General features: G+C 70.5%; 16 protein-coding genes. 9 read left to right on the top strand and 7 right to left on the bottom strand.

The genetic code is table 11. From position 1 onward, the window contains the following. Positions 1 to 79: 79 nt before the first annotated feature. The 4 genes from IE108_RS21620 to IE108_RS21605 form a co-directional block, all read right to left on the bottom strand. Positions 80 to 1,696 carry a glycerol-3-phosphate dehydrogenase/oxidase gene (locus IE108_RS21620; RefSeq protein WP_064727050.1) on the bottom strand — a complete coding sequence of 539 codons (1,617 nt, stop codon included), beginning with the start codon at positions 1,694 to 1,696 and terminating at the stop codon, positions 80 to 82. Positions 1,697 to 1,704: 8 nt separating this feature from the next. Continuing rightward, on the bottom strand, positions 1,705 to 3,243 hold the full coding sequence (glpK, locus tag IE108_RS21615) for a glycerol kinase GlpK (RefSeq protein WP_064727049.1): 1,539 nt from the start codon (positions 3,241 to 3,243) through the stop codon (positions 1,705 to 1,707). Positions 3,244 to 3,324: 81 nt separating this feature from the next. Beyond that, complete coding sequence (locus IE108_RS21610) at positions 3,325 to 4,119, bottom strand: MIP/aquaporin family protein (RefSeq protein ID WP_064727048.1); 795 nt, start codon at positions 4,117 to 4,119, stop codon at positions 3,325 to 3,327. A gap of 305 nt (positions 4,120 to 4,424) precedes the next feature. Further along, positions 4,425 to 5,189, bottom strand: coding sequence for an IclR family transcriptional regulator (locus IE108_RS21605; RefSeq protein ID WP_064727047.1), 765 nt, complete (start codon positions 5,187 to 5,189; stop codon positions 4,425 to 4,427). A gap of 351 nt (positions 5,190 to 5,540) precedes the next feature. Between IE108_RS21605 and metH the strand changes: the two genes are divergently transcribed. From metH to IE108_RS21590, 3 genes are all read left to right on the top strand, one after another. Next, on the top strand, positions 5,541 to 9,053 hold the full coding sequence (gene metH, locus IE108_RS21600) for a methionine synthase (protein ID WP_064727046.1): 3,513 nt from the start codon (positions 5,541 to 5,543) through the stop codon (positions 9,051 to 9,053). A 129-nt stretch (positions 9,054 to 9,182) separates the two neighbouring features. Further along, the gene (locus IE108_RS21595) at positions 9,183 to 9,884 is read left to right on the top strand and encodes an HAD family hydrolase (protein WP_064727045.1); all 702 of its coding nucleotides are present in this window, start codon (positions 9,183 to 9,185) and stop codon (positions 9,882 to 9,884) included. Positions 9,885 to 10,258: 374 nt separating this feature from the next. Beyond that, the gene (locus IE108_RS21590) at positions 10,259 to 11,863 is read left to right on the top strand and encodes an ABC transporter substrate-binding protein (RefSeq protein ID WP_064727044.1); all 1,605 of its coding nucleotides are present in this window, start codon (positions 10,259 to 10,261) and stop codon (positions 11,861 to 11,863) included. Positions 11,864 to 11,977: 114 nt separating this feature from the next. Here IE108_RS21590 and IE108_RS21585 read toward each other — a convergent pair whose 3' ends face one another. Beyond that, a complete protein-coding gene (locus IE108_RS21585) occupies positions 11,978 to 12,649 on the bottom strand; it encodes a response regulator (RefSeq protein ID WP_064727043.1) in 672 nt (223 codons plus the stop codon). A gap of 15 nt (positions 12,650 to 12,664) precedes the next feature. Beyond that, positions 12,665 to 13,654, bottom strand: a complete 990-nt coding sequence (locus tag IE108_RS21580) for a RecB family exonuclease (protein WP_064727042.1) — start codon at positions 13,652 to 13,654, stop codon at positions 12,665 to 12,667. Positions 13,655 to 13,825: 171 nt separating this feature from the next. Here IE108_RS21580 and IE108_RS21575 point away from each other — a divergent pair, with 171 nt between their 5' ends. The 3 genes from IE108_RS21575 to IE108_RS21565 all read left to right on the top strand — a co-directional run bounded on the left by IE108_RS21575 (position 13,826) and on the right by IE108_RS21565 (position 17,232). Next, complete coding sequence (locus IE108_RS21575; RefSeq protein WP_064727041.1) at positions 13,826 to 15,385, top strand: site-2 protease family protein; 1,560 nt, start codon at positions 13,826 to 13,828, stop codon at positions 15,383 to 15,385. A gap of 125 nt (positions 15,386 to 15,510) precedes the next feature. After that, entirely contained in the window at positions 15,511 to 16,413 is a 903-nt protein-coding gene (locus IE108_RS21570; RefSeq protein ID WP_064727040.1) for a tRNA (adenine-N1)-methyltransferase, read from the top strand. Between the two features lie 240 nt (positions 16,414 to 16,653). Further along, complete coding sequence (locus IE108_RS21565; RefSeq protein WP_064727039.1) at positions 16,654 to 17,232, top strand: hypothetical protein; 579 nt, start codon at positions 16,654 to 16,656, stop codon at positions 17,230 to 17,232. A 44-nt stretch (positions 17,233 to 17,276) separates the two neighbouring features. Here IE108_RS21565 and IE108_RS21560 read toward each other — a convergent pair whose 3' ends face one another. Continuing rightward, positions 17,277 to 17,582 carry a ferredoxin gene (locus IE108_RS21560; protein ID WP_064727038.1) on the bottom strand — a complete coding sequence of 102 codons (306 nt, stop codon included), beginning with the start codon at positions 17,580 to 17,582 and terminating at the stop codon, positions 17,277 to 17,279. 245 nt (positions 17,583 to 17,827) lie between these two features. On the opposite strand from IE108_RS21560, the gene arc reads away from it, so the two are divergent. The 3 genes from arc to IE108_RS21545 all read left to right on the top strand — a co-directional run bounded on the left by arc (position 17,828) and on the right by IE108_RS21545 (position 21,742). After that, positions 17,828 to 19,594 (top strand): proteasome ATPase, encoded by a 1,767-nt coding sequence (gene arc / locus IE108_RS21555; RefSeq protein WP_064731680.1) that lies wholly within the window; start codon positions 17,828 to 17,830, stop codon positions 19,592 to 19,594. Positions 19,595 to 19,830: 236 nt separating this feature from the next. Next, a complete protein-coding gene (gene dop / locus IE108_RS21550) occupies positions 19,831 to 21,342 on the top strand; it encodes a depupylase/deamidase Dop (RefSeq protein WP_346010966.1) in 1,512 nt (503 codons plus the stop codon). Positions 21,343 to 21,523: 181 nt separating this feature from the next. After that, complete coding sequence (locus tag IE108_RS21545) at positions 21,524 to 21,742, top strand: ubiquitin-like protein Pup (RefSeq protein ID WP_043374843.1); 219 nt, start codon at positions 21,524 to 21,526, stop codon at positions 21,740 to 21,742. Positions 21,743 to 21,768: the final 26 nt, after the last annotated feature.

Here is a 21,768-nt window from a genome sequence, read left to right as displayed (position 1 = left end):
CTTGCACGGGGGAGTGAACGGATCACTGCCCCGCGCGAGGGGACCGGACGCCCTCCTGGCCTGCCCGGAGAGCGGCGGCCTACTTCCCGTCGAGCAGGCCCTGGACCCTGGCGCGGACGTCGTCCGTGGCCAGGCCGCGGATCGTCAGCGTGGTCCGGCGGCGCAGCACGTCGTCCGCCGTCTCGGCCCACTCGTTGTCCCGGGCCCACACGACCTGCGCCCAGATCTCCGGGGCGTCCGGGTGGACGCGCTCGGCCAGTTCGGGGTTCTCGTTGGCGAGCCGGGCGATGTCGAAGGCCAGCGAACCGTAGTGGGTGGCCAGGTGCCGCGCGGTGTCCGCCGCCATGCGCGGGCCGGGCGCCGGGCCGTCGACCAGCAGCCGGTGGGCGACCGCGCGCGGGTTGGCGACGCCGGGCAGCGGCAGCTTCTTCGGCAGCGACGCGATGGGCTCGAAGTCCTCGCCCAGCGGGTGGCCCGGCAGCGCCTCCAGCTTCTTCATCACCGTGCGGCCGATGTGGCGGAAGGTGGTCCACTTGCCGCCGGCCACGGACAGCATCCCGCCCCGGCCCTCGGTGACGACCGTCTCGCGCTTGGCCTTGGCGGTGTCACCCGGGCCGCCGGGGAGCACCCGCAGGCCCGCGAAGGAGTACGTGATCAGGTCCCGGTCGAGCTGCTGGTCGCGGATGGAGAACGCGGCCTCGTCGAGGATCTGGGCGATGTCCTTCTCGTTGACCGCCACGTCCCCGGGGTCGCCCTCGAACTCCTCGTCGGTGGTGCCGAGCAGCAGCATGTCCTCCCACGGGAGGGCGAAGGTGATCCGGTACTTGTCGATCGGGGTGGCCAGCGCGGCCTTCCACGGCGCGGTGCGCTTGAGCACCAGGTGCGCGCCCTTGGACAGGCGGATGGACGGTGCCGCCGCCGGGTCCTCCATGCGCCGCAGGTGGTCGACCCAGGGGCCGGTGGCGTTGAGCACCAGGCGCGCGTTCACCCCGAACTCGTCGCCGGTCAGGCGGTCCTTCAGCTCCGCGCCGGTCACCCGGCCCTTGGTGAAGCGCAGGCCGGTCACCTCGGCGTGGTTGAGGACGACCGCGCCGGAGTCGACCGCCGCGCGGACGGTCATCAGCGCCATCCGCGCGTCGTTCATCTGGTCGTCGCCGTACACGGCGACCGCCTTGAGGTTGTCGGTGCGCAGCTCCGGCACGTCCTGCGCCGCCTTGGCGGGGGAGAGCAGGTGGCCGACGCCGTCACCGAAGGCGGACAGCGCCGAGTACGCGAAGACGCCGGCCCCGAGCTTCGCCGCGCCGTGCGGCCCGCCCTTGTACACGGGGAGGTAGAAGGTCAGCGGGTTCGCCAGGTGGGGGGCCACCTGGCGGGAGACCGCACGGCGCTCGAAGTGGTTCTCCGCCACCAGCTTCACCGCGCCGGTCTGCAGGTAGCGCAGTCCGCCGTGGAGCAGCTTGGAGGAGGCTGAGGAGGTGGCGCCGGCGAAGTCGCCGGCGTCGACCACGGCCACCCTGAGACCGGACTGCGCGGCATGCCAGGCGGTGGAGATGCCCAGGATGCCGCCGCCGATCACGAGAAGGTCGTACGACGCCTTGGAGAGCTGCTCCCGGGTCTCGGCCCGGCTCGGGTTGGAGCCGGAGGCCGGGTGCGTACCCAGGGCAGGCACGGACTGCAGGGTGGACTGAGTGGTCATTGCGGTTCTTACTCCTCGTCCTCGAGCCAGCCCATGGTCCGCTCGACGGCCTTGAGCCAGCTCTTGTACTCACGGTCGCGGATCTCCGCGTCCATGCGGGGGGTCCACTCGGCGGCCCGCCGCCAGTTGGCGCGCAGGTCGTCGGTGCTGTTCCAGAAGCCGACGGCCAGGCCGGCGGCGTAGGCGGCGCCGAGGCAGGTGGTCTCGGCGACCATCGGGCGCACCACGGGGGCGTCCACGAAGTCGGCGAGGGTCTGCATCAGCAGGTTGTTGGAGGTCATGCCGCCGTCGACCTTGAGGGCGGTCAGCTCCACGCCGGAGTCCTTCGTCATGGCGTCCGCGATCTCCCGCGTCTGCCAGGCGGTGGCCTCCAGGACGGCGCGCGCGAGGTGCGCCTTGGTGACGTACCGGGTGAGGCCGGCGATCACACCGCGGGCGTCGGAGCGCCAGTACGGGGCGAACAGGCCGGAGAAGGCCGGGACGAAGTAGGCGCCGCCGTTGTCCTCGACGGTCAGCGCGAGGGTCTCGATCTCGGCGGCGGTGGAGATCAGGCCCATCTGGTCGCGCATCCACTGCACCAGCGAACCGGTGACGGCGATCGAGCCCTCCAGGGCGTAGACCGTGTCCTGGTCGCCGATCTTGTAGCCGACGGTGGTCAGCAGGCCGGAGTAGGAGTTGATGAGCTTGTCACCGGTGTTCATCACCATGAAGGTGCCGGTGCCGTACGTCGACTTGGTCTCGCCCTCGGAGAAACAGGTCTGCCCGAACAGGGCCGCCTGCTGGTCGCCGAGCGCGGAGGCGACGGGGATGCCGCCTAGCAGCTCGCCGAGGCGCCCGCCCGTGATCTCGCCGTACACCTCGGCGGAGGAGCGGATCTCGGGGAGCATCCGCATCGGCACGCCGATCGACTCGGCGATCTTCTCGTCCCACGCCATGGTGTGCAGGTTCATCAGCATGGTGCGGGAGGCGTTGGTGACGTCGGTGACGTGCTTGCCGCCGTTCACACCGCCGGTGAGGTTCCAGATGACCCAGGTGTCCATGGTGCCGAAGAGCAGGTCGCCCGCCTCGGCGCGCTCGCGCAGGCCGTCGACGTTGTCGAGCAGCCAGCGGGCCTTGGGACCGGCGAAGTAGGAGGCCAGGGGGAGGCCGGTCTCGCGGCGGAAGCGGTCCTGGCCGACGTTGCGGCCGAGTTCCTTGCACAGGGCGTCGGTGCGGGTGTCCTGCCAGACGATGGCGTTGTGGACGGGCTCACCGGTGTTCCGGTCCCAGACGAGGGTGGTCTCGCGCTGGTTGGTGATGCCGATGGCCTTGATGTCGTCGCGGGTGATGCCGGCCTTCTCGACCGCCCCGGCCACGACCTCCTGGACGTTGGTCCAGATCTCCGTGGCGTCGTGCTCGACCCAGCCCGGCTTGGGGAAGATCTGCTCGTGCTCCTTCTGGTCGACGGAGACGATGCGTCCGTCGCGGTCGAAGACGATGCAGCGGGAGGACGTGGTGCCCTGGTCGATGGCCGCGATGAAGGGTCCTGCGGTGTGGGCGTCGGTCACTGTGTGCTCCTGGGGTTGCGTGGTGGGTGGCCCGGTGCGGCGCGGGGGCCGCGGCTCGATGATGGCCGAGCGGAGGCCCGCTCAGGCGAACGCGAGGTTGTAGACACCTCCGGCGATGGCGCCGCCGATCAGCGGACCGACGACCGGGATCCACGCGTAGGACCAGTCGGAGCCGCCCTTGTTGGGCAGCGGGAGCAGGGCGTGCACGATGCGCGGACCGAGGTCGCGGACCGGGTTGATGGCGTAGCCCGTCGGGCCGCCCAGCGAGAGGCCGATGGAGACCACCACGAACGCCGTGATCAGGACGCCCAGCACGCCGAGACCGTTGCCTTCGCCGTTGAGGCCCTGGGTGAGGATGGCGAGCAGCAGGACGAAGGTGCCGATGATCTCGGTGGCGAGGTTCTGCACCACGTTGCGGATCTCGGGGCCGGTGGAGAAGACGCCGAGGACGGGTCCGGCGCCCTTCTCCTGTGCCTCGACGGCCTTGGCCGTCGTGTCCTGCGCGCCCGGACCGCCGACGATCTCGCGGTCGGTGAGGTGGGCCTGGAACTGGCCGTAGTAGGCGATCCAGACCAGGACCGCGCCGATCATGGCGCCGAGCAGCTGGCCCGCGAAGTAGGTCGGGACGTTGCTCCAGTCGCCGTCCTTGATCGCGATGCCGATCGTCACGGCCGGGTTGAGGTGGGCGCCGGAGAGCGGCGTGGAGATGTACGCCGCCGTCATGACGGCGAAGCCCCAGCCGAGGGCGATGGCGACCCAGCCGGCGTTGCGCGCCTTGGAGGCCTTGAGCGTCACGGCGGCACACACACCGCCGCCGAGCAGGATGAGTATGGCGGTACCTATGGTCTCGCCGATGAAGATGTCGGAGCTGGACACCCGCGACTCCTTTGTCCTTCGTCCAGGGGAAGCCGAACCCCGGGTCCCTCCGGGTGTTCCGGCGCCCTCGGTGTGAGAGCGATGGCGGCCCTTGGCGTTGTCCCACTCTAACGCGTATTGCCGGTAGGTGTTCGACAATGCCGACCGATGGACGCGAGTCTCGCTCGGTGTCACGGGTGCGTCAAGAGTCCTGTTATCGAAAGCACGATCGTTATTGATCGACTCGGGCTATCGGTCGCCGTGCGCACGCGAGCGGGGGCCGGGGCGCTGTGCCGCGCCCCGGCCCCCGCTCGCGTGCGCGGTCGCTAGAACCGTCCGGCTCCCAGGTCCCGCGACACCGCGCGGGCGCAGTCCCGTACCGCCGCGACCAGCTCGGGCCGCAGCTCCCCGTCCCGGCGCAGCCGCTCCACCGCCCCGGTGATCCCGACCGCGCCCACCGGCATGCGCCTGCGGTCGTGGATCGGCGCGGCGATGGAGGCGATGCCCTCCCAGGTCTCCTCGACGTCGGCCGCGTACCCACGCGCGCGCGTGATGTCGAGGATGTGCTCGAATCCCTCCGGTTCGCAGACCGTCCGGTCCGTGAACGCCTTGCGGTCGGCCTCCAGCGCCTCGCTGTGCGCCACCGGGTCGTACGCCGAGAGCACCTTGCCCAGCGCGGTGGAGTGCAGGGGCTGCATGGCGCCGATCTCCAGCACCTGCCGGCTGTCGTCGGGGCGGAAGACGTGGTGCACGATCAGGACGCCCTGCTGGTGCAGGACGCCCAGGTGGACGCTCTCCCCGCTGGAGCGGGCCAGGTCGTCCGTCCACACCAGGGCGCGGGCCCGCAGCTCGTGCACGTCCAGGTAGGTCGTGCCCAGGCGCAGCAGCTCCGCCCCCAGCTGATAGCGCCCGGAGGCGTCGTCCTGCTCCACGAAGCCCTCCTGCTGGAGGGTGCGCAGGATGCCGTGCGCGGTGCCCTTGGCCAGACCCAGCGAGGAGGCGATGTCCGACAGGCCGAGCCGTCGCTCACCGCCCGCGAGCAGGCGCAGCATCGCGGCCGCCCGTTCGAGCGACTGGATGTTCCGTGCCATCGACGTACTGCCTCCGTCCCCTTCGAGTACCGACCTCGGCGTCACTGACGTCGTTCGGCAATGCCGAACACTACCGGTCCATGCCGACCTCCCGCTAACGGTCGGCGCGCAACTGTTGCACTTCGGCCGCGTCCCGCTGGTCACGGCCGCCCTCCAGGGGCGGTCAAGGGCCGTGCGTCATCCTTTCGGCGGCCCTTGCGGCCCGCCACACTCGTCCGCGTCGTGGACGCCCCGACCATCCGCCCCCGGTCCCGGCTACCCTGACGACGTGCGTTCTCCCCCGGGACGTCCCCAGCGGACGCCACCGGGCAGCGCAAAGCCGACAGCCGTCGCATCCTAGGGAGCCCGTTCATGGCCTCGTCGCCGTCCACCCCGCCCGCCGACACCCGGACCCGCGTGTCCGCCCTCCGCGAGGCCCTCGCCGGCCGCGTCGTGGTCGCCGACGGCGCGATGGGCACCATGCTCCAGGCGCAGAACCCCTCGCTGGACGACTTCCAGCAGCTGGAGGGGTGCAACGAGGTCCTGAACCTCACCCGGCCGGACATCGTGCGCTCGGTGCACGAGGAGTACTTCGCCGTCGGCGTGGACTGCGTGGAGACGAACACCTTCGGCGCCAACCACTCGGCGCTCGGCGAGTACGACATCCCCGAGCGGGTCCACGAGCTGTCCGAGGCCGGGGCCCGGGTGGCCCGCGAGGTGGCCGACGAGTTCCAGGCCCGCGACGGCCGGCAGCGCTGGGTCCTGGGCTCCATGGGCCCCGGCACCAAGCTCCCCACCCTCGGCCACGCCCCGTACACGGTGCTGCGCGACGCCTACCAGCGCAACGCCGAGGGCCTCGTCGCGGGAGGCGCCGACGCGCTCCTCGTGGAGACCACGCAGGACCTCCTCCAGACCAAGGCCTCGGTCCTCGGCGCCCGGCGCGCCCTCGACGCGCTCGGCCTCGACCTGCCCGTGATCGTCTCCGTGACCGTGGAGACGACCGGCACCATGCTGCTCGGCTCGGAGATCGGCGCGGCCCTCACGGCACTGGAACCGCTGGGCATCGACATGATCGGCCTGAACTGCGCCACCGGCCCGGCGGAGATGAGCGAGCACCTGCGCTACCTCGCCCGGCACTCCCGCATCCCGCTGTCCTGCATGCCCAACGCCGGACTGCCCGTCCTCGGCAAGGATGGGGCGCACTACCCGCTGACGGCGCCGGAGCTGGCGGACGCGCAGGAGACGTTCGTCCGCGAGTACGGCCTGTCCCTGATCGGCGGCTGCTGCGGCACCACCCCCGAGCACCTGCGCCAGGTCGTCGAGCGGGTGCGGGACACGGCACCCGGCGAGCGCCGGCCGCGGCCCGAACCGGGCGCCGCCTCCCTCTACCAGACGGTCCCCTTCCGGCAGGACACCTCGTACCTGGCGATCGGCGAGCGGACCAACGCCAACGGCTCGAAGAAGTTCCGCGAGGCCATGCTGGAGGGCCGCTGGGACGACTGCGTGGAGATGGCCCGCGACCAGATCCGCGAGGGCGCGCACATGCTCGACCTGTGCGTGGACTACGTCGGCCGCGACGGCGTGGCCGACATGGAGGAGCTGGCGGGGCGCTTCGCGACCGCGTCGACCCTGCCGATCGTGCTGGACTCCACCGAGGTCGAGGTCGTCCAGGCCGGGCTGGAGAAGCTCGGCGGCCGCGCGGTGATCAACTCCGTGAACTACGAGGACGGCGACGGCCCGGAGTCCCGCTTCGCGCGGGTCACGACGCTGGCGCGGGAGCACGGTGCCGCGCTGATCGCGCTGACCATCGATGAGGAGGGCCAGGCCCGCACCGCCGAGAAGAAGGTCGAGATCGCCGAGCGGCTCATCGACGACCTCACCGGCAACTGGGGCATCCACGAGTCGGACATCCTCGTCGACTGCCTGACCTTCACCATCTGCACCGGCCAGGAGGAGTCCCGGGGGGACGGGATCGCCACCATCGAGGGCATCCGGGAGCTGAAGCGGCGGCACCCGGACGTGCAGACCACGCTCGGCCTGTCCAACATCTCCTTCGGCCTCAACCCGGCCGCCCGCATCCTGCTGAACTCCGTCTTCCTGGACGAGTGCGTCAAGGCGGGCCTGGACTCGGCGATCGTCCACGCGTCCAAGATCCTGCCGATCGCCCGGTTCGACGACGAGCAGGTCACCACCGCGCTCGACCTGATCTACGACCGGCGCGGCGAGGGCTACGACCCGCTGCAGAAGCTGATGCAGCTCTTCGAGGGTGCCACCGCCAAGTCCCTCAAGGCGTCCAAGGCCGAGGAGCTCGCGGCGCTGCCGCTGGACGAGCGGCTCAAGCGGCGCATCATCGACGGTGAGCGCAACGGCCTGGAGCAGGACCTCGACGAAGCCCTCCGGGAGCGTCCGGCGCTGGAGATCGTGAACGAGACCCTGCTGGACGGCATGAAGGTCGTCGGCGAGCTGTTCGGCTCCGGCCAGATGCAGCTGCCGTTCGTGCTCCAGTCCGCCGAGGTCATGAAGACCGCGGTGGCGCACCTGGAACCGCACATGGAGAAGACCGACGACGACGGCAAGGGCACCATCGTGCTCGCCACGGTCCGCGGCGACGTCCACGACATCGGCAAGAACCTCGTCGACATCATCCTGTCCAACAACGGCTACAACGTCGTCAACCTCGGCATCAAGCAGCCGGTCTCCGCGATCCTGGAGGCGGCCGACGAGCACAAGGCCGACGTCATCGGCATGTCCGGGCTCCTGGTCAAGTCCACGGTGATCATGAAGGAGAACCTGGAGGAGCTGAACCAGCGCAAGCTGGCCGCCGACTACCCCGTCATCCTGGGCGGCGCGGCCCTCACCCGGGCCTACGTCGAGCAGGACCTGCACGAGATCTACGACGGCGAGGTCCGCTACGCCCGCGACGCCTTCGAGGGCCTGCGCCTGATGGACGCGCTGATCGGCATCAAGCGCGGAGTGCCGGGAGCCAAGCTGCCCGAGCTGAAGCAGCGCCGGGTCCGCGCGGCCGGCATCGAGGTCGAGGAGCGGCCCGAGGAGGGTCACGTCCGCTCCGACGTCGCCACCGACAACCCGCTGCCGGAGCCGCCGTTCTGGGGCACCCGCGTCGTCAAGGGCATCCAGCTCAAGGAGTACGCCTCCTGGCTCGACGAGGGCGCGCTGTTCAAGGGCCAGTGGGGCCTCAAGCAGGCCCGCACCGGCGAGGGCCCCTCGTACGAGGAACTGGTGGAGACCGAGGGCCGGCCCCGGCTGCGCGGGCTCCTCGACCGGCTCCAGACCGAGAACCTGCTGGAGGCGGCCGTCGTCTACGGCTACTTCCCCTGCGTCTCCAAGGACGACGACCTCATCGTCCTCGACGACGACGGCAACGAGCGCACCCGCTTCAGCTTCCCCCGCCAGCGACGCGGCCGGCGGCTGTGCCTCGCCGACTTCTTCCGGCCGGAGGAGTCCGGTGAGCGGGACGTGGTCGGCTTCCAGGTCGTGACCGTCGGCTCCCGCATCGGCGAGGAGACGGCCAGGATGTTCGAGGCCAACGCCTACCGCGACTACCTCGAACTGCACGGGCTGTCCGTGCAGCTCGCCGAGGCCCTCGCCGAGTACTGGCACGCGCGCGTGCGCTCCGAGCTGGGCTTCGGCGGGGAGGATCCGGCCGAGATGGAGGACATGTTCGCCCTGAAGTACCGGGGCGCCCGCTTCTCCCTCGGCTACGGCGCCTGCCCGGACCTGGAGGACCGCGCCAAGATCGCCGACATGCTGCAGCCGGAGCGCATCGGCGTGCACCTGTCCGAGGAGTTCCAGCTGCACCCCGAGCAGTCCACCGACGCCATCGTGATCCACCACCCGGAGGCCAAGTACTTCAACGCCCGCTGAGGCACCTCCGGAGCCGCTCCACGGGCCACATCAGGCATTCCGGTCCCGCACGACGTACACTGGTCGGTCCACCGCAGGCCGGTTCCCACGAGGGAACCGGCCTGATCGTCCCTTCAAGGAGGTACGTGGATGACCAGCACGGTCCCCGCACTCGGAACCCGTACGGCCGAAGGCTCGGCGCTGCAGGCGGTGCTCCTCGACATGGACGGCACCCTGGTGGACACCGAGGGCTTCTGGTGGGACGTCGAGGTCGAGGTGTTCGCCTCCCTCGGCCACACCCTCGACGACTCCTGGCGCCACGTCGTCGTCGGCGGCCCCATGACCCGCAGCGCGGGCTTCCTGATCGAGGCCACCGGCGCCGACATCACCCTCGCCGAGCTGAGCGTGCTGCTCAACGACGGTTTCGAGCAGCGCATCGGCAGCGACCTGCGGCTCATGCCGGGAGCCGCCCGGCTGCTCGCGGAGCTGACCGCGCACGACATCCCCACCGCCCTGGTCTCCGCCTCGCACCGGCGCATCATCGACCGGGTGCTGGCCTCGCTCGGCCCCCGGCACTTCACCCTCACCGTCGCCGGCGACGAGGTGGCGCGCACCAAGCCCCACCCCGACCCCTACCTGGCCGCCGCCGCCGGGCTCGGCGTGGACCCCGCGCGGTGCGCCGTCGTCGAGGACACCGCGACCGGCGTCGCGGCCGCCGAGGCGGCCGGCTGCCAGGTCGTCGCCGTGCCCTCGGTCGCCCCCATCAAGCCCGCCGAGCGGCGCACCGTGGTCGGCTCGCTGGAAGAGGTCGACCTGACGTTTCTGCGCGGTCTGATGACCGTGATGCTCTGACTTTTCACGGCGGACGTCCCGGTTTCCCGATGGCCGAATCGAGGCACCGGCCGCACACGCCCCAGTGTGACGTTCACCACCTTGCCAGGGGTCGACAGGCGTGCGTGGGTGTGCTGATTTCGACCTGGCGAACGTTGTCGAGGTGTCCTTGTGTCCTGATTGGTGAAAGCCTGCACTAATCCTTCCACTGTCGGGTTTTCGGTGTGTCCACACCCGGTTTCGCTCCGTGATGAGCCCTCAACTCCGGTGCCCGAGAGCCCCCGTGCGGGCGCGGACTAATCTCGTCGCGAGAACGTCCGCAACTACCCCCGTGATCCGCCGCGACACCCCTGCATGCCGGATACACGGACCGACAGCTCTGGAGAAACTCGAGCATGAACCGTAAGACTTTGGTGCTGCCGGCCGTGGTCGGTCTGCTCGCGCCCGTGCTCGCCGCCTGTGGCGGGTCCGACGGCGGCAGCGGCGACGGGGACGCCATCGTCGTCGGCACCACGGACCGGTTCACCATCACCAAGGACGTCCCGGCGCCCCTCGACCCGGCCTGGGCCTACGACGTCGGCGCCTGGAACATCCTCCGCCACACCTCGCAGACGCTGATGACCCAGCCGCGCGGTGACGGCGAGCCCGTCCCCGAGGCGGCCGAGAAGTGCGGCTTCACGGACACGGGCAACGAGCGCTACGCCTGCACCCTGCGCGACGGCCTGAAGTTCGCCAACGGCGACGCCATCACCGCGAAGGACGTCAAGTACTCCATCGACCGCGCGATATCCCTCAAGGGCGACAGCGGCGTCTCCGCCCTGCTCTCGACGGTGGACACGGTGGAGACCCAGGGCGACCGCGAGGTCATCTTCCACCTCAACACCGCCGACGCGACCTTCCCGTACAAGCTGTCCACGCCCGTGGCCGGCATCGTCGACGAGGCGTCCTACCCCAAGGACAAGCTGCGCGAGGGCTTCGAGCTGAGCGGCTCCGGCCCGTACGAGATGAAGGGCGAGTCCAAGGACGGCGTCCTCAACAAGGTCGTCTTCACCAAGAACCCCAACTACAAGGGCAGTTTCGAGGTGAACAACGACGAGGTCGAGCTGGTCTCCTACGACGACGCCGACGCCATGGGCGCCGCGCTGGAGAAGGGCGACATCGACGTGATGACGCGTGCGATGACGCCGGAGCAGATCCGCAAGCTCTCCAACAGCCCCGACAGCGAGGTCAAGCTCATCGAGGTGGCCGGTCTCGAGATCCGGTACCTGGGCTTCAACGTCGACGCGCCCAGCGTGAAGGACAAGGCCATCCGGCAGGCCATGGCCCAGCTCATCAACCGCGACGAACTCGTCGCCAAGGTCTACGGCTCCCAGGCCGAGCCGCTGTACTCGATGGTCCCGGCCAGCATCACCGGCCACTCCAACTCGTTCTTCAACAAGTACGGCGACCCGGACCCCGCCGCGGCGAAGCAGGCGCTGAAGTCGGCCGACATCGACACCCCGGTCAAGCTGACCCTGCACTACACCACGGACCACTACGGTGCCGCGACCAAGCCCGAGTTCGAGGAGCTGAAGCGCCAGCTCAACGAGAGCGGCCTCTTCGACGTCGACATCGAGGGCAAGCCCTGGGACGTCTTCCGGCCCGCCGAGCGCGAGCTGAAGTACGACGTCTTCGGCATGGGCTGGTTCCCCGACTTCCCGGACGCGGACAGCTTCATCGCGCCGTTCCTCGACAACGACAACACGCTCAACTCGCCCTACCTGAACCCGAAGATCATCAAGGACCTGATCCCCGAGTCCCGGCGTGAGGCCGACCGCCTCTCCGCGGTCGACACCCTCACCGAGATCCAGGACATCACCGCCGAGGACGTCCCGGTCATCCCGCTGTGGCAGGGCAAGCAGTACGTGGCGGCCCGCGACGACGTCACCGGCACCGCCTACCTGCTCAACTCCTCCTCGTCCCTCCAGCTCTGGGAGCTCGGCCGGGGCGTGAGCGGCTGACACCCGCGCGACACGAACCGAAGGGCGCCCTCCTCCGACCGGAGAAGGGCGCCCTTCGGGCTTTCGCGTGTGCGGGACGCCGGCCCGCCGCGCGCGGGCGGCGTGCCGGAGGCGCTACTGCGCGCCGGGGCGGACCAGACCGCTCTCGTACGCGTAGACCGCGGCCTGCACCCGGTCCCGCAGGCCCAACTTGGTCAGCACATGGCCCACGTGCGTCTTCACGGTGGTCTCGCTGACGAAGAGGTCGGCGGCGATCTCCGCGTTGGACAGGCCCCGCGCCACCAGCTTCAGCACCTCGACCTCACGGTCCGTCAGCGTGTGCAGGGTGTCCGGCACCGGCTCGTCGCCCGAGGGCAGGTGGGTGGCGTACTTGTCGAGCAGCCGCCGCGTGATGCTCGGCGCGAGCATCGCCTCGCCGCCCGCCACCACCCGGATCGCCTGCACCAGCTCGTTGGCCGGAGCGTCCTTGAGCAGGAAGCCGCTGGCGCCCGCCTTCAGCGCCTCCACCACGTACTCGTCGAGGTCGAACGTGGTCAGCACCAGCACCTTCGCCGGGCCGTCGCGCTCGGGCCCGGTGATCTGCCGGGTCGCCTCCACACCGTCCATCCGCGGCATGCGGATGTCCATCAGCACGACGTCGGGCTGCAACGCCCGCACCTGGTCGAGCGCCTGGAGGCCGTCTCCGGCCTCGCCGACGACCGCGATGTCCTGCTCCGCCTCCAGAATCATCCGGAAGCCCGTGCGCAGCAGCGGCTGGTCGTCGACCAGTAGGACGCGGATGGCCACGTGAGTCTCCTTCGGCTAGCCCGGGCCCATTCTGCCCTGCTCGGTGCCGTCGGACTCGGGCGCCCTCACCGGCAGCGGGTAGGGCGGGGGAGTGCCGCCGAACTCCGGGCAGTGCTCCTGGTGGTCGCACCAGCCGCACAGCTTGGTGGGACGCGGCCGCCAGTCACCCGTCTCGGTCGCCAGCCGGATCGCCTCCCACAAGGCCAGCAGCTTGCGCTCCACCCGCTCCAGGTCGGCGAGGACCGGGTCGTAGGTGAGGACGTCGCCGCTGCCCAGATACACCAGCTGGAGCCGGCGCGGGACGACCTTCTTCAGCCGCCAGACCACCAGCGCGTAGAACTTCATCTGGAACAGCGCGCCCTCGGCGTACTGCGGCCTGGGGGCCTTGCCCGTCTTGTAGTCGACGATCCGCACCTCGCCGGTGGGGGCCACGTCGACGCGGTCGATGATGCCGCGCAGCCGCAGGCCGGAGTCCAGCTCCGTCTCCACGAACAGCTCCCGCTCGGCGGGCTCCAGCCGGCTGGGGTCCTCCAGGGTGAACCAGCGCTCGACCAGCTGCTCCGCCTCGGTGAGCCACCGGGCCAGCCGCTCGCCCCGCGGGTCGTCCGCGAACAGCTCGCCCACCTCCGGCCTGCTCTCCCGCAGCCGGTCCCACTGGCCCGGCACCAGCGCCCTGGCCCTCGGCGCGGTGCGCTCGGCCGCGGGAGCGTCGAAGAGCCGCTCCAGCACCGCGTGCACCAGGGTGCCCCTGGTCGCCGCCTCGCTGGGCTTCTCCGGCAGCCGGTCGATGACCCGGAACCGGTACAGCAGGGGGCACTGCATGAAGTCGCCGGCCCGGGACGGGGAGAGGGAGGCGGGCCGTATCGCCACCGGGGCGGGCACGGGAACCGGGCCGGGGGCCGCCGGGACCACCGCCGCGTCCGCGCCGTCCACCGCCGTCGTCGCCGTCGCCAGTCGGGCGGGGCCGCCCGCCTCCTCCGCGACTTCCTCCGTGCTCGTCTCCATGCCCACAGACCTTACGGCCCGCCACTGACAGTCACCCAGCCCGCGCCCCGACCGGTGTGACGGAAGGGAAGGACAGGGGTGCCGGGGCGGAACGGGCGGCGGTGGACGCATACCATCGACAGGAGACCCTCCCGTCGGGCAGGCGGGAGACGCTTCGAACGAGGGGACAGCGTGGACGTGAGCGGCGGGAGCGGGCAGCCGCGGTCCGGCAACGACGAGCCGGCCCGGCCCCAGTCAGGTCCCACGGCCCCGGCCGCCGACGGCACACAGCCGGACCCCGCGGCCGCCGCGACGCCCGGCACACCGGGCCCGGATCCCCGGGACCCCCAGCACCCGGCACCCGACGGCCCGGCGGCGCAGCCACCTGCCCCGCAGCCGCCCACCCCGGAGCCCCCCGCCCCGCAGCCCCCCGCCCCGGAGGCACCGGCCCCGGAGGCACCGGCCCCGGAGCCTCCGGTTCACGAGCCGGAGCACCCGGAGCCCGGCCGCGGCCCGCACGTCCCGGCTCACCACGCCGCCGGCGGGCCGCACGGCACCGGCCGGGGCCGCGGCCCCGGGCGCCCGCCGCAGCGCAAACCCGAGCCCGGGGGAGGGCTGCTGATGGGCAGGCCCTTCGGCGTTCCCGTGTACGTCGCGCCCAGCTGGTTCCTGGTCGCCGCCCTGATCACCTGGGTGTTCGGCGGGCAGCTCGACCGGGTCCTGCCCGAGCTGGGCGCCGCCCGCTACCTGGTCTCCCTCTTCTTCGCGGTCGCCTTCTACGCCTCCGTCCTCGTCCACGAACTGGCCCACACCGTCGCCGCACTCCGCTTCAAGCTCCCGGTGCGCCGCATCCAGCTCCAGTTCTTCGGCGGCGTCTCCGAGATCGAGAAGGAGGCCGAGACCCCCGGGCGCGAGTTCGTGCTGGCCTTCGTCGGCCCGCTGCTCTCCCTGGTCCTGTCCGGCGTCTTCTACCTCGCCCTGCTCCCCGTGGAGCCGGGCACCGTCCCCGGTGTCCTCCTGGCCGGGCTGATGATCTCCAACCTGATCGTGGCCGCCTTCAACCTGCTGCCCGGCCTCCCCCTCGACGGCGGGCGCATGCTCCGCGCCGTCGTCTGGAAGATCACCGGCAAGCCCATGCACGGCACCGTCGCCGCCGCCTGGGTCGGCCGGGCCCTCGCCGTCTCCGTCCTGATCGGCCTGCCGCTGCTCACCCAGTCCGGGGCCCTCGGCTCCGACGCCGTGGACAACGTCGGCATGGACACCGTCATGGACGCCCTGCTCGCCGCGATCCTCGCCGCCATCATCTGGACCGGCGCCGGGAACAGCCTCCGCATGGCCCGGCTGCGCGAGCACCTCCCCGAGCTGCGCGCCCGCGCCCTCACCCGGCGCGCCGTCCCGGTACCCGCGGACACCCCGCTCTCCGAGGCCCTGCGCCGCGCCAACGCCTCCGGCGCCCGCGCCCTGGTCGTCGTCGACAGCGAGGGCGGCCCCGTCTCCCTGGTCCGCGAGGCCGCCATCGTCGGCGTGCCCGAGCACCGCCGCCCCTGGGTGCCGGTGAGCACCCTCGCCCAGGACCTCACCGACGGCATGCGGGTCTCCGCCGAGCTGTCCGGGGAGGAGCTGCTGGACGCCCTGCGCGCCAACCCCGCCAGCGAGTACCTGGTCGTCGAGGAGACCGGCGCGATCTACGGCGTCCTGTCCGCGGCCGACGTCGAGCGCGCCTTCGTGAAGGCCATGGCAAGGCCGAGCTGAACGAGCCCCGAAGGGGCGCGGGTCACCGCGCGAGCGACCCCGTACGGCCCGCGCCGTCGGCACGCACGCGGCCACCGCCCCCTGCGCTGGTCCGGCCCCCCGCAGGGAACCGGTAGGCTGGTCACATGTCCGAACCGACCGGTGCCGCCCGCAGGCGCGGGCCCTTCAAGGTCGGGGACCAGGTTCAGCTGACCGACCCCAAGGGCCGCCACTACACGTTCACGCTCGAGGCCGGGAAGAACTTCCACACCCACAAGGGTTCCTTCCCCCACGACGAACTGATCGGTGCTCCCGAGGGCAGCGTCGTCCGCACCACCGGGAACGTCGCCTACCTCGCGCTGCGCCCCCTGCTCCCCGACTACGTCCTGTCCATGCCCCGCGGGGCAGCCGTCGTCTACCCGAAGGACGCGGGGCAGATCCTCGCCTTCGCCGACATCTTCCCCGGCGCACGCGTCGTCGAGGCAGGCGTCGGCTCCGGCTCGCTGAGCAGCTTCCTGCTGCGCGCCATCGGCGACCAGGGCATGCTGCACTCCTACGAGCGCCGCGAGGACTTCGCCGACATCGCCCGCCAGAACGTGGAGCGCTACTTCGGCGAGCCGCACCCCGCCTGGCAGCTCACGGTCGGCGATCTCCAGGACAACCTGTCCGACACCGAGGTCGACCGCGTCATCCTCGACATGCTCGCGCCCTGGGAGTGCCTGGAGGCCGTCTCCAAGGCGCTCGTGCCCGGCGGCATCCTGTGCTGCTACGTCGCCACCACCACCCAGCTCGCCCGGACCGTCGAGTCCATCCGCGAGATCGGCTCCTTCAACGAGCCGACGTCCTGGGAGACGATGATCCGCAACTGGCACGTCGAGGGCCTCGCCGTCCGCCCGGACCACCGGATGATCGGCCACACCGGCTTCCTGCTCACCGCCCGGCGCCTCGCCGACGGCGTCGAGCCGCCCATGCGCCGCCGCCGTCCCGCCAAGGGCGCCTACGGCGAGGACTACTCCGGCCCCAACGCCGACGGAGGCTCGGGCCGCTAGGCGCAGGCTTTGCTCCACCCACCAACGCCGATGAGCCGTGGTGGAGTTCCCGCACCATGCCGGGAACTCCACCACGGCTCCGTCGTGTTGCCCGCGCCGCTGCGACCCGGCGAGGACCGCGCGCACCGGGGTGCCATCGGCAATCCGTCCGAGTACCCACCCCACCGTTCCCCCGCACTGTGACGTGTGGCACGATGCTGGCCACCCCCACCGGTACAGCCCTCACAGGAGACACTCCTCGTGCAGCACCTCGCCGTTCCGGATCTGTCCCACACGCACACGCGGCCGATCCACTGGGTCGCCACCGCCACGGCCGTCGCCGCGGTGGTCGCCCTGTCCTCGGTCCTCCAGCCCGACGCGGCGACCGCCGCGCAGCCCGCCACCGGCACGCGGACCGCGCCGGCCCACGGCACGCCCCCCGACCCCGCGGCCGTCGCCTTCCCCCTGGACTGCGGCCCGGTCGAAGCGGTGGTGCGCAAGAAGGCGTCCGGGGACCTCGACGGGGACGGACGGCCCGAGACCGTGGCCGCCGTGCACTGCGACGCCCCCATGGGCACCCCGCCCGACGGCGTGTACGTCCTCACGCGCGGGGCGGACGGCGGCAAGCCCCGGGTCGTCGCCACCCTGGTGGACCCGAAGGACCGCCACACGGTCACCGACCTGGCGGTGGACGGCGGCGGCCTGGTCCGGGCCACCCTCCTCGGCTACTCGTCGGCCGACGTGCCCAGTTGCTGCCCCGACGTCACCGACCACCCGAAGTGGCGCTGGCGGAACGGCGCGTTCGTCGGCGAGACGCCCTCCCAGGCGCGAACGGTGTGACCCGGCAGGCAGTCACACAGCGTAGGCGATGAGTCACATTTTGGTCACTCTGCGTCCGGACCGTAGACCTCGGCCCTGTCCGAAACCCGACGCACGTGGATGCACTCACCCGGACACTCCTTCGCGGAGTCGACCACGTCGGTGAGAAGCGGCAGCGGCACGGGTGTTGTCGCGCCCGGCGCCTGGAGCAGCTCCTCGCCGGCCCCCTTCACGTACGCCAGACCGTCGATGTCCAGCTCGAACACCTCCGGCGCGTACTGGGCGCAGATGCCGTCGCCGGTACACAGGTCCTGGTCGATCCAGACCTCCAGAGCCTCGCCGTCGACTCCGGCCTCCTGCTGCACGCTCATCTCTCCTGCCGTTTCCTGCGCCGAGCCGTTCGGGAATCCGGCCAGCTCTGACGGGTGTTGAACGCTTCGAGCGTACCCCCGCCTGGGTTCCATTCACGTCCGGTGGGTATTCCCCTGGCGTGAGGGAGAGCGCAAGGGTGAAGATCGGACACACCCCGACAGTCTTTGTGATCTAGGGGTTTCAATCGACACCCACCCAGGTAGGGTCTGGAAGCGTCCAGCTCCCCATGGAGGAGGTGAGGACCGTGGCAGCCCACGACGACGACATGAACCGCGGCATCCGCCCGGGACGCGGGTCCGACGACCCGGCCGGGCAGGTGGCCTATCTTGAGCAGGAGATCGCCGTCCTGCGACGCAAGCTCGCCGAATCTCCGCGGCACACGAGAATTCTCGAAGAGCGGATCGTCGAACTGCAGACCAACCTGGCCGGCGTCTCCGCGCAGAACGAGCGGCTCGCCGGCACACTCCGCGAGGCCCGCGACCAGATCGTGGCCCTCAAGGAGGAGGTCGACCGGCTGGCCCAGCCACCGGCCGGCTTCGGAGTCTTCCTGCAGGCCAACGAGGACGGCACCGCCGACATCTTCACCGGCGGCCGCAAACTCCGGGTGAACGTCAGCCCGAGCGTCGAGCTCGACGAGCTCCGGCGCGGCCAGGAACTGATGCTCAACGAAGCACTCAACGTGGTCGAGGCCATGGAGTACGAGAGCGTCGGCGACATCGTCACCCTCAAGGAGATCCTCGAGGACGGCGAGCGCGCCCTGGTGCTCGGGCACACCGACGAGGAGAGGGTGGTGAGGCTCGCCGAACCGCTGCGCGGCCTGACCATCCGCCCGGGCGACGCCCTCCTGCTCGAACCACGCTCCGGGTACGTCTACGAGGTCGTGCCCAAGAGCGAGGTCGAGGAACTCGTCCTCGAAGAGGTCCCCGACATCGGCTACGAGCAGATCGGCGGCCTCGGCGGACAGATCGAGGCCATCCGCGACGCGGTCGAGCTCCCCTATCTCTATCCGGACCTGTTCCGGGAGCACGAGCTGCGTCCGCCCAAGGGCGTCCTGCTCTACGGGCCCCCCGGATGCGGCAAGACGCTCATCGCCAAGGCGGTCGCCAACTCGCTGGCCAAGAAGGTCGCCGAGGTGACCGGCCAGGCCGCCGGCAAGAGCTTCTTCCTCAACATCAAGGGCCCCGAGCTCCTGAACAAGTACGTCGGCGAGACCGAGCGGCAGATCCGCCTGGTCTTCCAGCGGGCCAGGGAGAAGGCCAGCGAGGGCACCCCCGTCATCGTCTTCTTCGACGAGATGGAGTCCCTCTTCCGCACCCGCGGCTCCGGTGTCAGCTCGGACGTGGAGAACACCATCGTCCCCCAGCTGCTCGCCGAGATCGACGGCGTGGAGGGCCTGCAGAACGTGGTCGTGATCGGCGCCTCCAACCGCGAGGACATGATCGACCCCGCCATCCTGCGGCCCGGCCGGCTCGACGTGAAGATCAAGATCGAGCGTCCGGACGCCGAGGCGGCCAAGGACATCTTCGGCAAGTACCTCACCGAGCGCCTGCCCCTCCACTCCGACGACCTCTCGGAGCACGAGAAGGACAAGGCGGCCACCGTCCAGAGCATGATCCAGACGGCGGTGGAACACATGTACGCCGAATCCGAGGAGAACCGCTTCCTGGAAGTCACCTACGCCAACGGCGACAAGGAAGTCCTCTATTTCAAGGACTTCAATTCCGGTGCCATGATCGAGAACATCGTGGGCCGCGCCAAGAAGATGGCGATCAAGGACTTCCTCGACAAGAACCAGAAGGGCCTCCGCGTCTCCCACCTCCTCCAGGCCTGCGTGGACGAGTTCAAGGAGAACGAGGACCTGCCCAACACCACCAACCCGGACGACTGGGCCCGGATCTCCGGAAAGAAGGGCGAGCGGATCGTGTACATCCGTACGCTCGTCACCGGAAAGCAGGGCGCGGACACCGGACGCTCGATCGACACGGTGGCGAACACCGGTCAGTACCTGTAAAAGGCGGGGCGGCTGCGGGTCCCCTTCAATGGGTACCCGCAGCCGACTGTTTTCCGGAGCCCCGACTGGAGCAAGGCAATGCCGCAAATGATCTCCCCACCGGTGCAGAGGCGTTCTAGGCTCTTCCATACCGCCGAGTCGCGCAGTGCGGGGACGGGCACCGCACACGCATCGGAGCGCCAGCGGTACTTGAGCGGAGCCCACGACCGAGGGCACCGCCGGGCAAGGAGGGCCGCATGACAGTACGGCGAGTAATGGGCATCGAGACGGAGTACGGGATCTCCGTCCCCGGCCACCCGAACGCCAATGCCATGCTCACCTCGTCCCAGATCGTCAACGCCTACGCGGCGGCGATGCACCGGGCCCGCCGGGCCCGCTGGGACTTCGAGGAGGAGAATCCGCTGCGGGACGCGCGAGGCTTCGACCTCGCCCGCGAGTCGGCCGACTCCAGCCAGCTCACCGACGAGGACATCGGTCTGGCCAACGTCATCCTCACCAACGGGGCACGGCTCTACGTCGACCACGCCCACCCCGAGTACAGCGCTCCCGAGGTCACCAACCCCCGCGACGCCGTGCTCTGGGACAAGGCCGGCGAGCGCATCATGGCCGAGGCCGCCGACCGGGCCGCCCAGCTGCCCGGCGCCCAGCCCATCCACCTCTACAAGAACAACACCGACAACAAGGGCGCCTCCTACGGCACGCACGAGAACTACCTGATGAAGCGGGAGACCGCCTTCTCCGACATCGTGCGCCACCTGACGCCCTTCTTCGTCTCCCGCCAGGTCTTCACCGGCGCCGGCCGCGTAGGCATCGGCCAGGACGGGCACGAACACGGCTTCCAGCTCAGCCAGCGCGCCGACTACTTCGAGGTCGAGGTGGGCCTGGAGACGACGCTGAAGCGGCCCATCATCAACACCCGCGACGAACCCCACGCGGACGCCGAGAAGTACCGGCGGCTCCACGTGATCATCGGCGACGCCAACCTGTCGGAGATCTCGACCTACCTGAAGCTCGGCACGACGGCCCTCGTCCTGTCGATGATCGAGGACGGGTTCATCGCCGTCGACCTGGCCGTCGACCAGCCCGTCCGCACCCTCCACCAGGTCTCGCACGACCCCACGCTCAAGCGCCTGGTCACGCTGCGCAGCGGCCGCACACTCACCGCCGTGCAGCTCCAGATGGAGTACTACGAACTGGCCCGCAAGTACGTCGAGGAGCGCTACGGCGCGGACGCCGACGACCAGACCAAGGACGTCCTGGGCCGCTGGGAGGACACTCTCAACCGGCTCGAGAACGACCCGATGAGCCTCGCCGGCGAGCTGGACTGGGTCGCCAAGCGGGAGCTGATGGAGGGCTACCGGCGCCGCGACGACCTGGACTGGGACGCGGCCCGGCTCCACCTCGTGGACCTGCAGTACGCCGACGTACGCCCCGACAAGGGCCTGTACAACCGTCTGGTGGAACGCGGCCGCATCAAGCGGCTGCTCGACGAGAACGAGGTCGAGCGGGCCCGCACGAAGCCGCCCGAGGACACCCGCGCGTACTTCCGCGGCCGGTGTCTGGAGCAGTACGCGGACGACGTCGCGGCGGCCTCCTGGGACTCGGTGATCTTCGATCTGCCGGGCCGGGACTCGCTCCAGCGGGTACCAACCCTGGAACCGCTTCGCGGAACGCGTAATCACGTCAAGGAGCTCCTGGACCGCTGCCGCACCGCGGAAGACCTGGTCAAGGTCCTGACGGGCGGGTGAGGGCGCGGAAGCGGGTACACCGGAAGGAGACCGCCGGACGAGGTGGAAAGCCACCCGGTCCGGGAACCATCGAGATGGCCCCCGCACGTTGTAGGAACTGCGGGGCCGATGTCGGACCCGGCTTGTAGGGTCTGATCTTGACCGAGCAACTGTGTCGGGCGAACCGAGCGGGGTGAGGGTTATGGCGACCAAGGACACCGGCGGCGGGCAGCAGAAGGCCACGCGATCCACCGAGGAGGTCGAGGAGCAGGCGCAGGACGCGCAGGCCTCCGAGGACCTCAAGGAGCGCCAGGAGAAGCTGAACGACGACGTGGACTCCGTCCTGGACGAGATCGACGACGTACTCGAAGAGAATGCCGAGGATTTCGTGCGAAGCTTCGTGCAAAAGGGTGGAGAGTAAGGACTCGATGGACGCACGTCCTTCGA

The sequence above is a fragment of the Streptomyces parvulus genome (genome assembly GCF_014648855.1).
Lineage (GTDB): Bacteria > Actinomycetota > Actinomycetes > Streptomycetales > Streptomycetaceae > Streptomyces > Streptomyces parvulus.
The sequence above is the reverse complement of the archived record's forward strand: the minus strand, read 5'-3'. Positions and strand labels throughout refer to the sequence as shown.

Excerpts from the sequence above, each read along its gene's own strand:
- IE108_RS21620 (WP_064727050.1), bottom strand. The coding sequence starts at position 1,696 with ATGACCACTCAGTCCACCCTGCAGTCCGTGCCTGCCCTGGGTACGCAC.
- IE108_RS21570 (WP_064727040.1), top strand. The coding sequence starts at position 15,511 with ATGTCCGAACCGACCGGTGCCGCCCGCAGGCGCGGGCCCTTCAAGGTC.
- IE108_RS21545 (WP_043374843.1), top strand. The coding sequence starts at position 21,524 with ATGGCGACCAAGGACACCGGCGGCGGGCAGCAGAAGGCCACGCGATCC.
- IE108_RS21580 (WP_064727042.1), bottom strand. The coding sequence starts at position 13,654 with ATGGAGACGAGCACGGAGGAAGTCGCGGAGGAGGCGGGCGGCCCCGCC.
- IE108_RS21560 (WP_064727038.1), bottom strand. The coding sequence starts at position 17,582 with ATGAGCGTGCAGCAGGAGGCCGGAGTCGACGGCGAGGCTCTGGAGGTC.
- IE108_RS21605 (WP_064727047.1), bottom strand. The coding sequence starts at position 5,189 with ATGGCACGGAACATCCAGTCGCTCGAACGGGCGGCCGCGATGCTGCGC.
- IE108_RS21590 (WP_064727044.1), top strand. The coding sequence starts at position 10,259 with ATGAACCGTAAGACTTTGGTGCTGCCGGCCGTGGTCGGTCTGCTCGCG.
- dop (WP_346010966.1), top strand. The coding sequence starts at position 19,831 with ATGACAGTACGGCGAGTAATGGGCATCGAGACGGAGTACGGGATCTCC.
- metH (WP_064727046.1), top strand. The coding sequence starts at position 5,541 with ATGGCCTCGTCGCCGTCCACCCCGCCCGCCGACACCCGGACCCGCGTG.
- IE108_RS21595 (WP_064727045.1), top strand. The coding sequence starts at position 9,183 with ATGACCAGCACGGTCCCCGCACTCGGAACCCGTACGGCCGAAGGCTCG.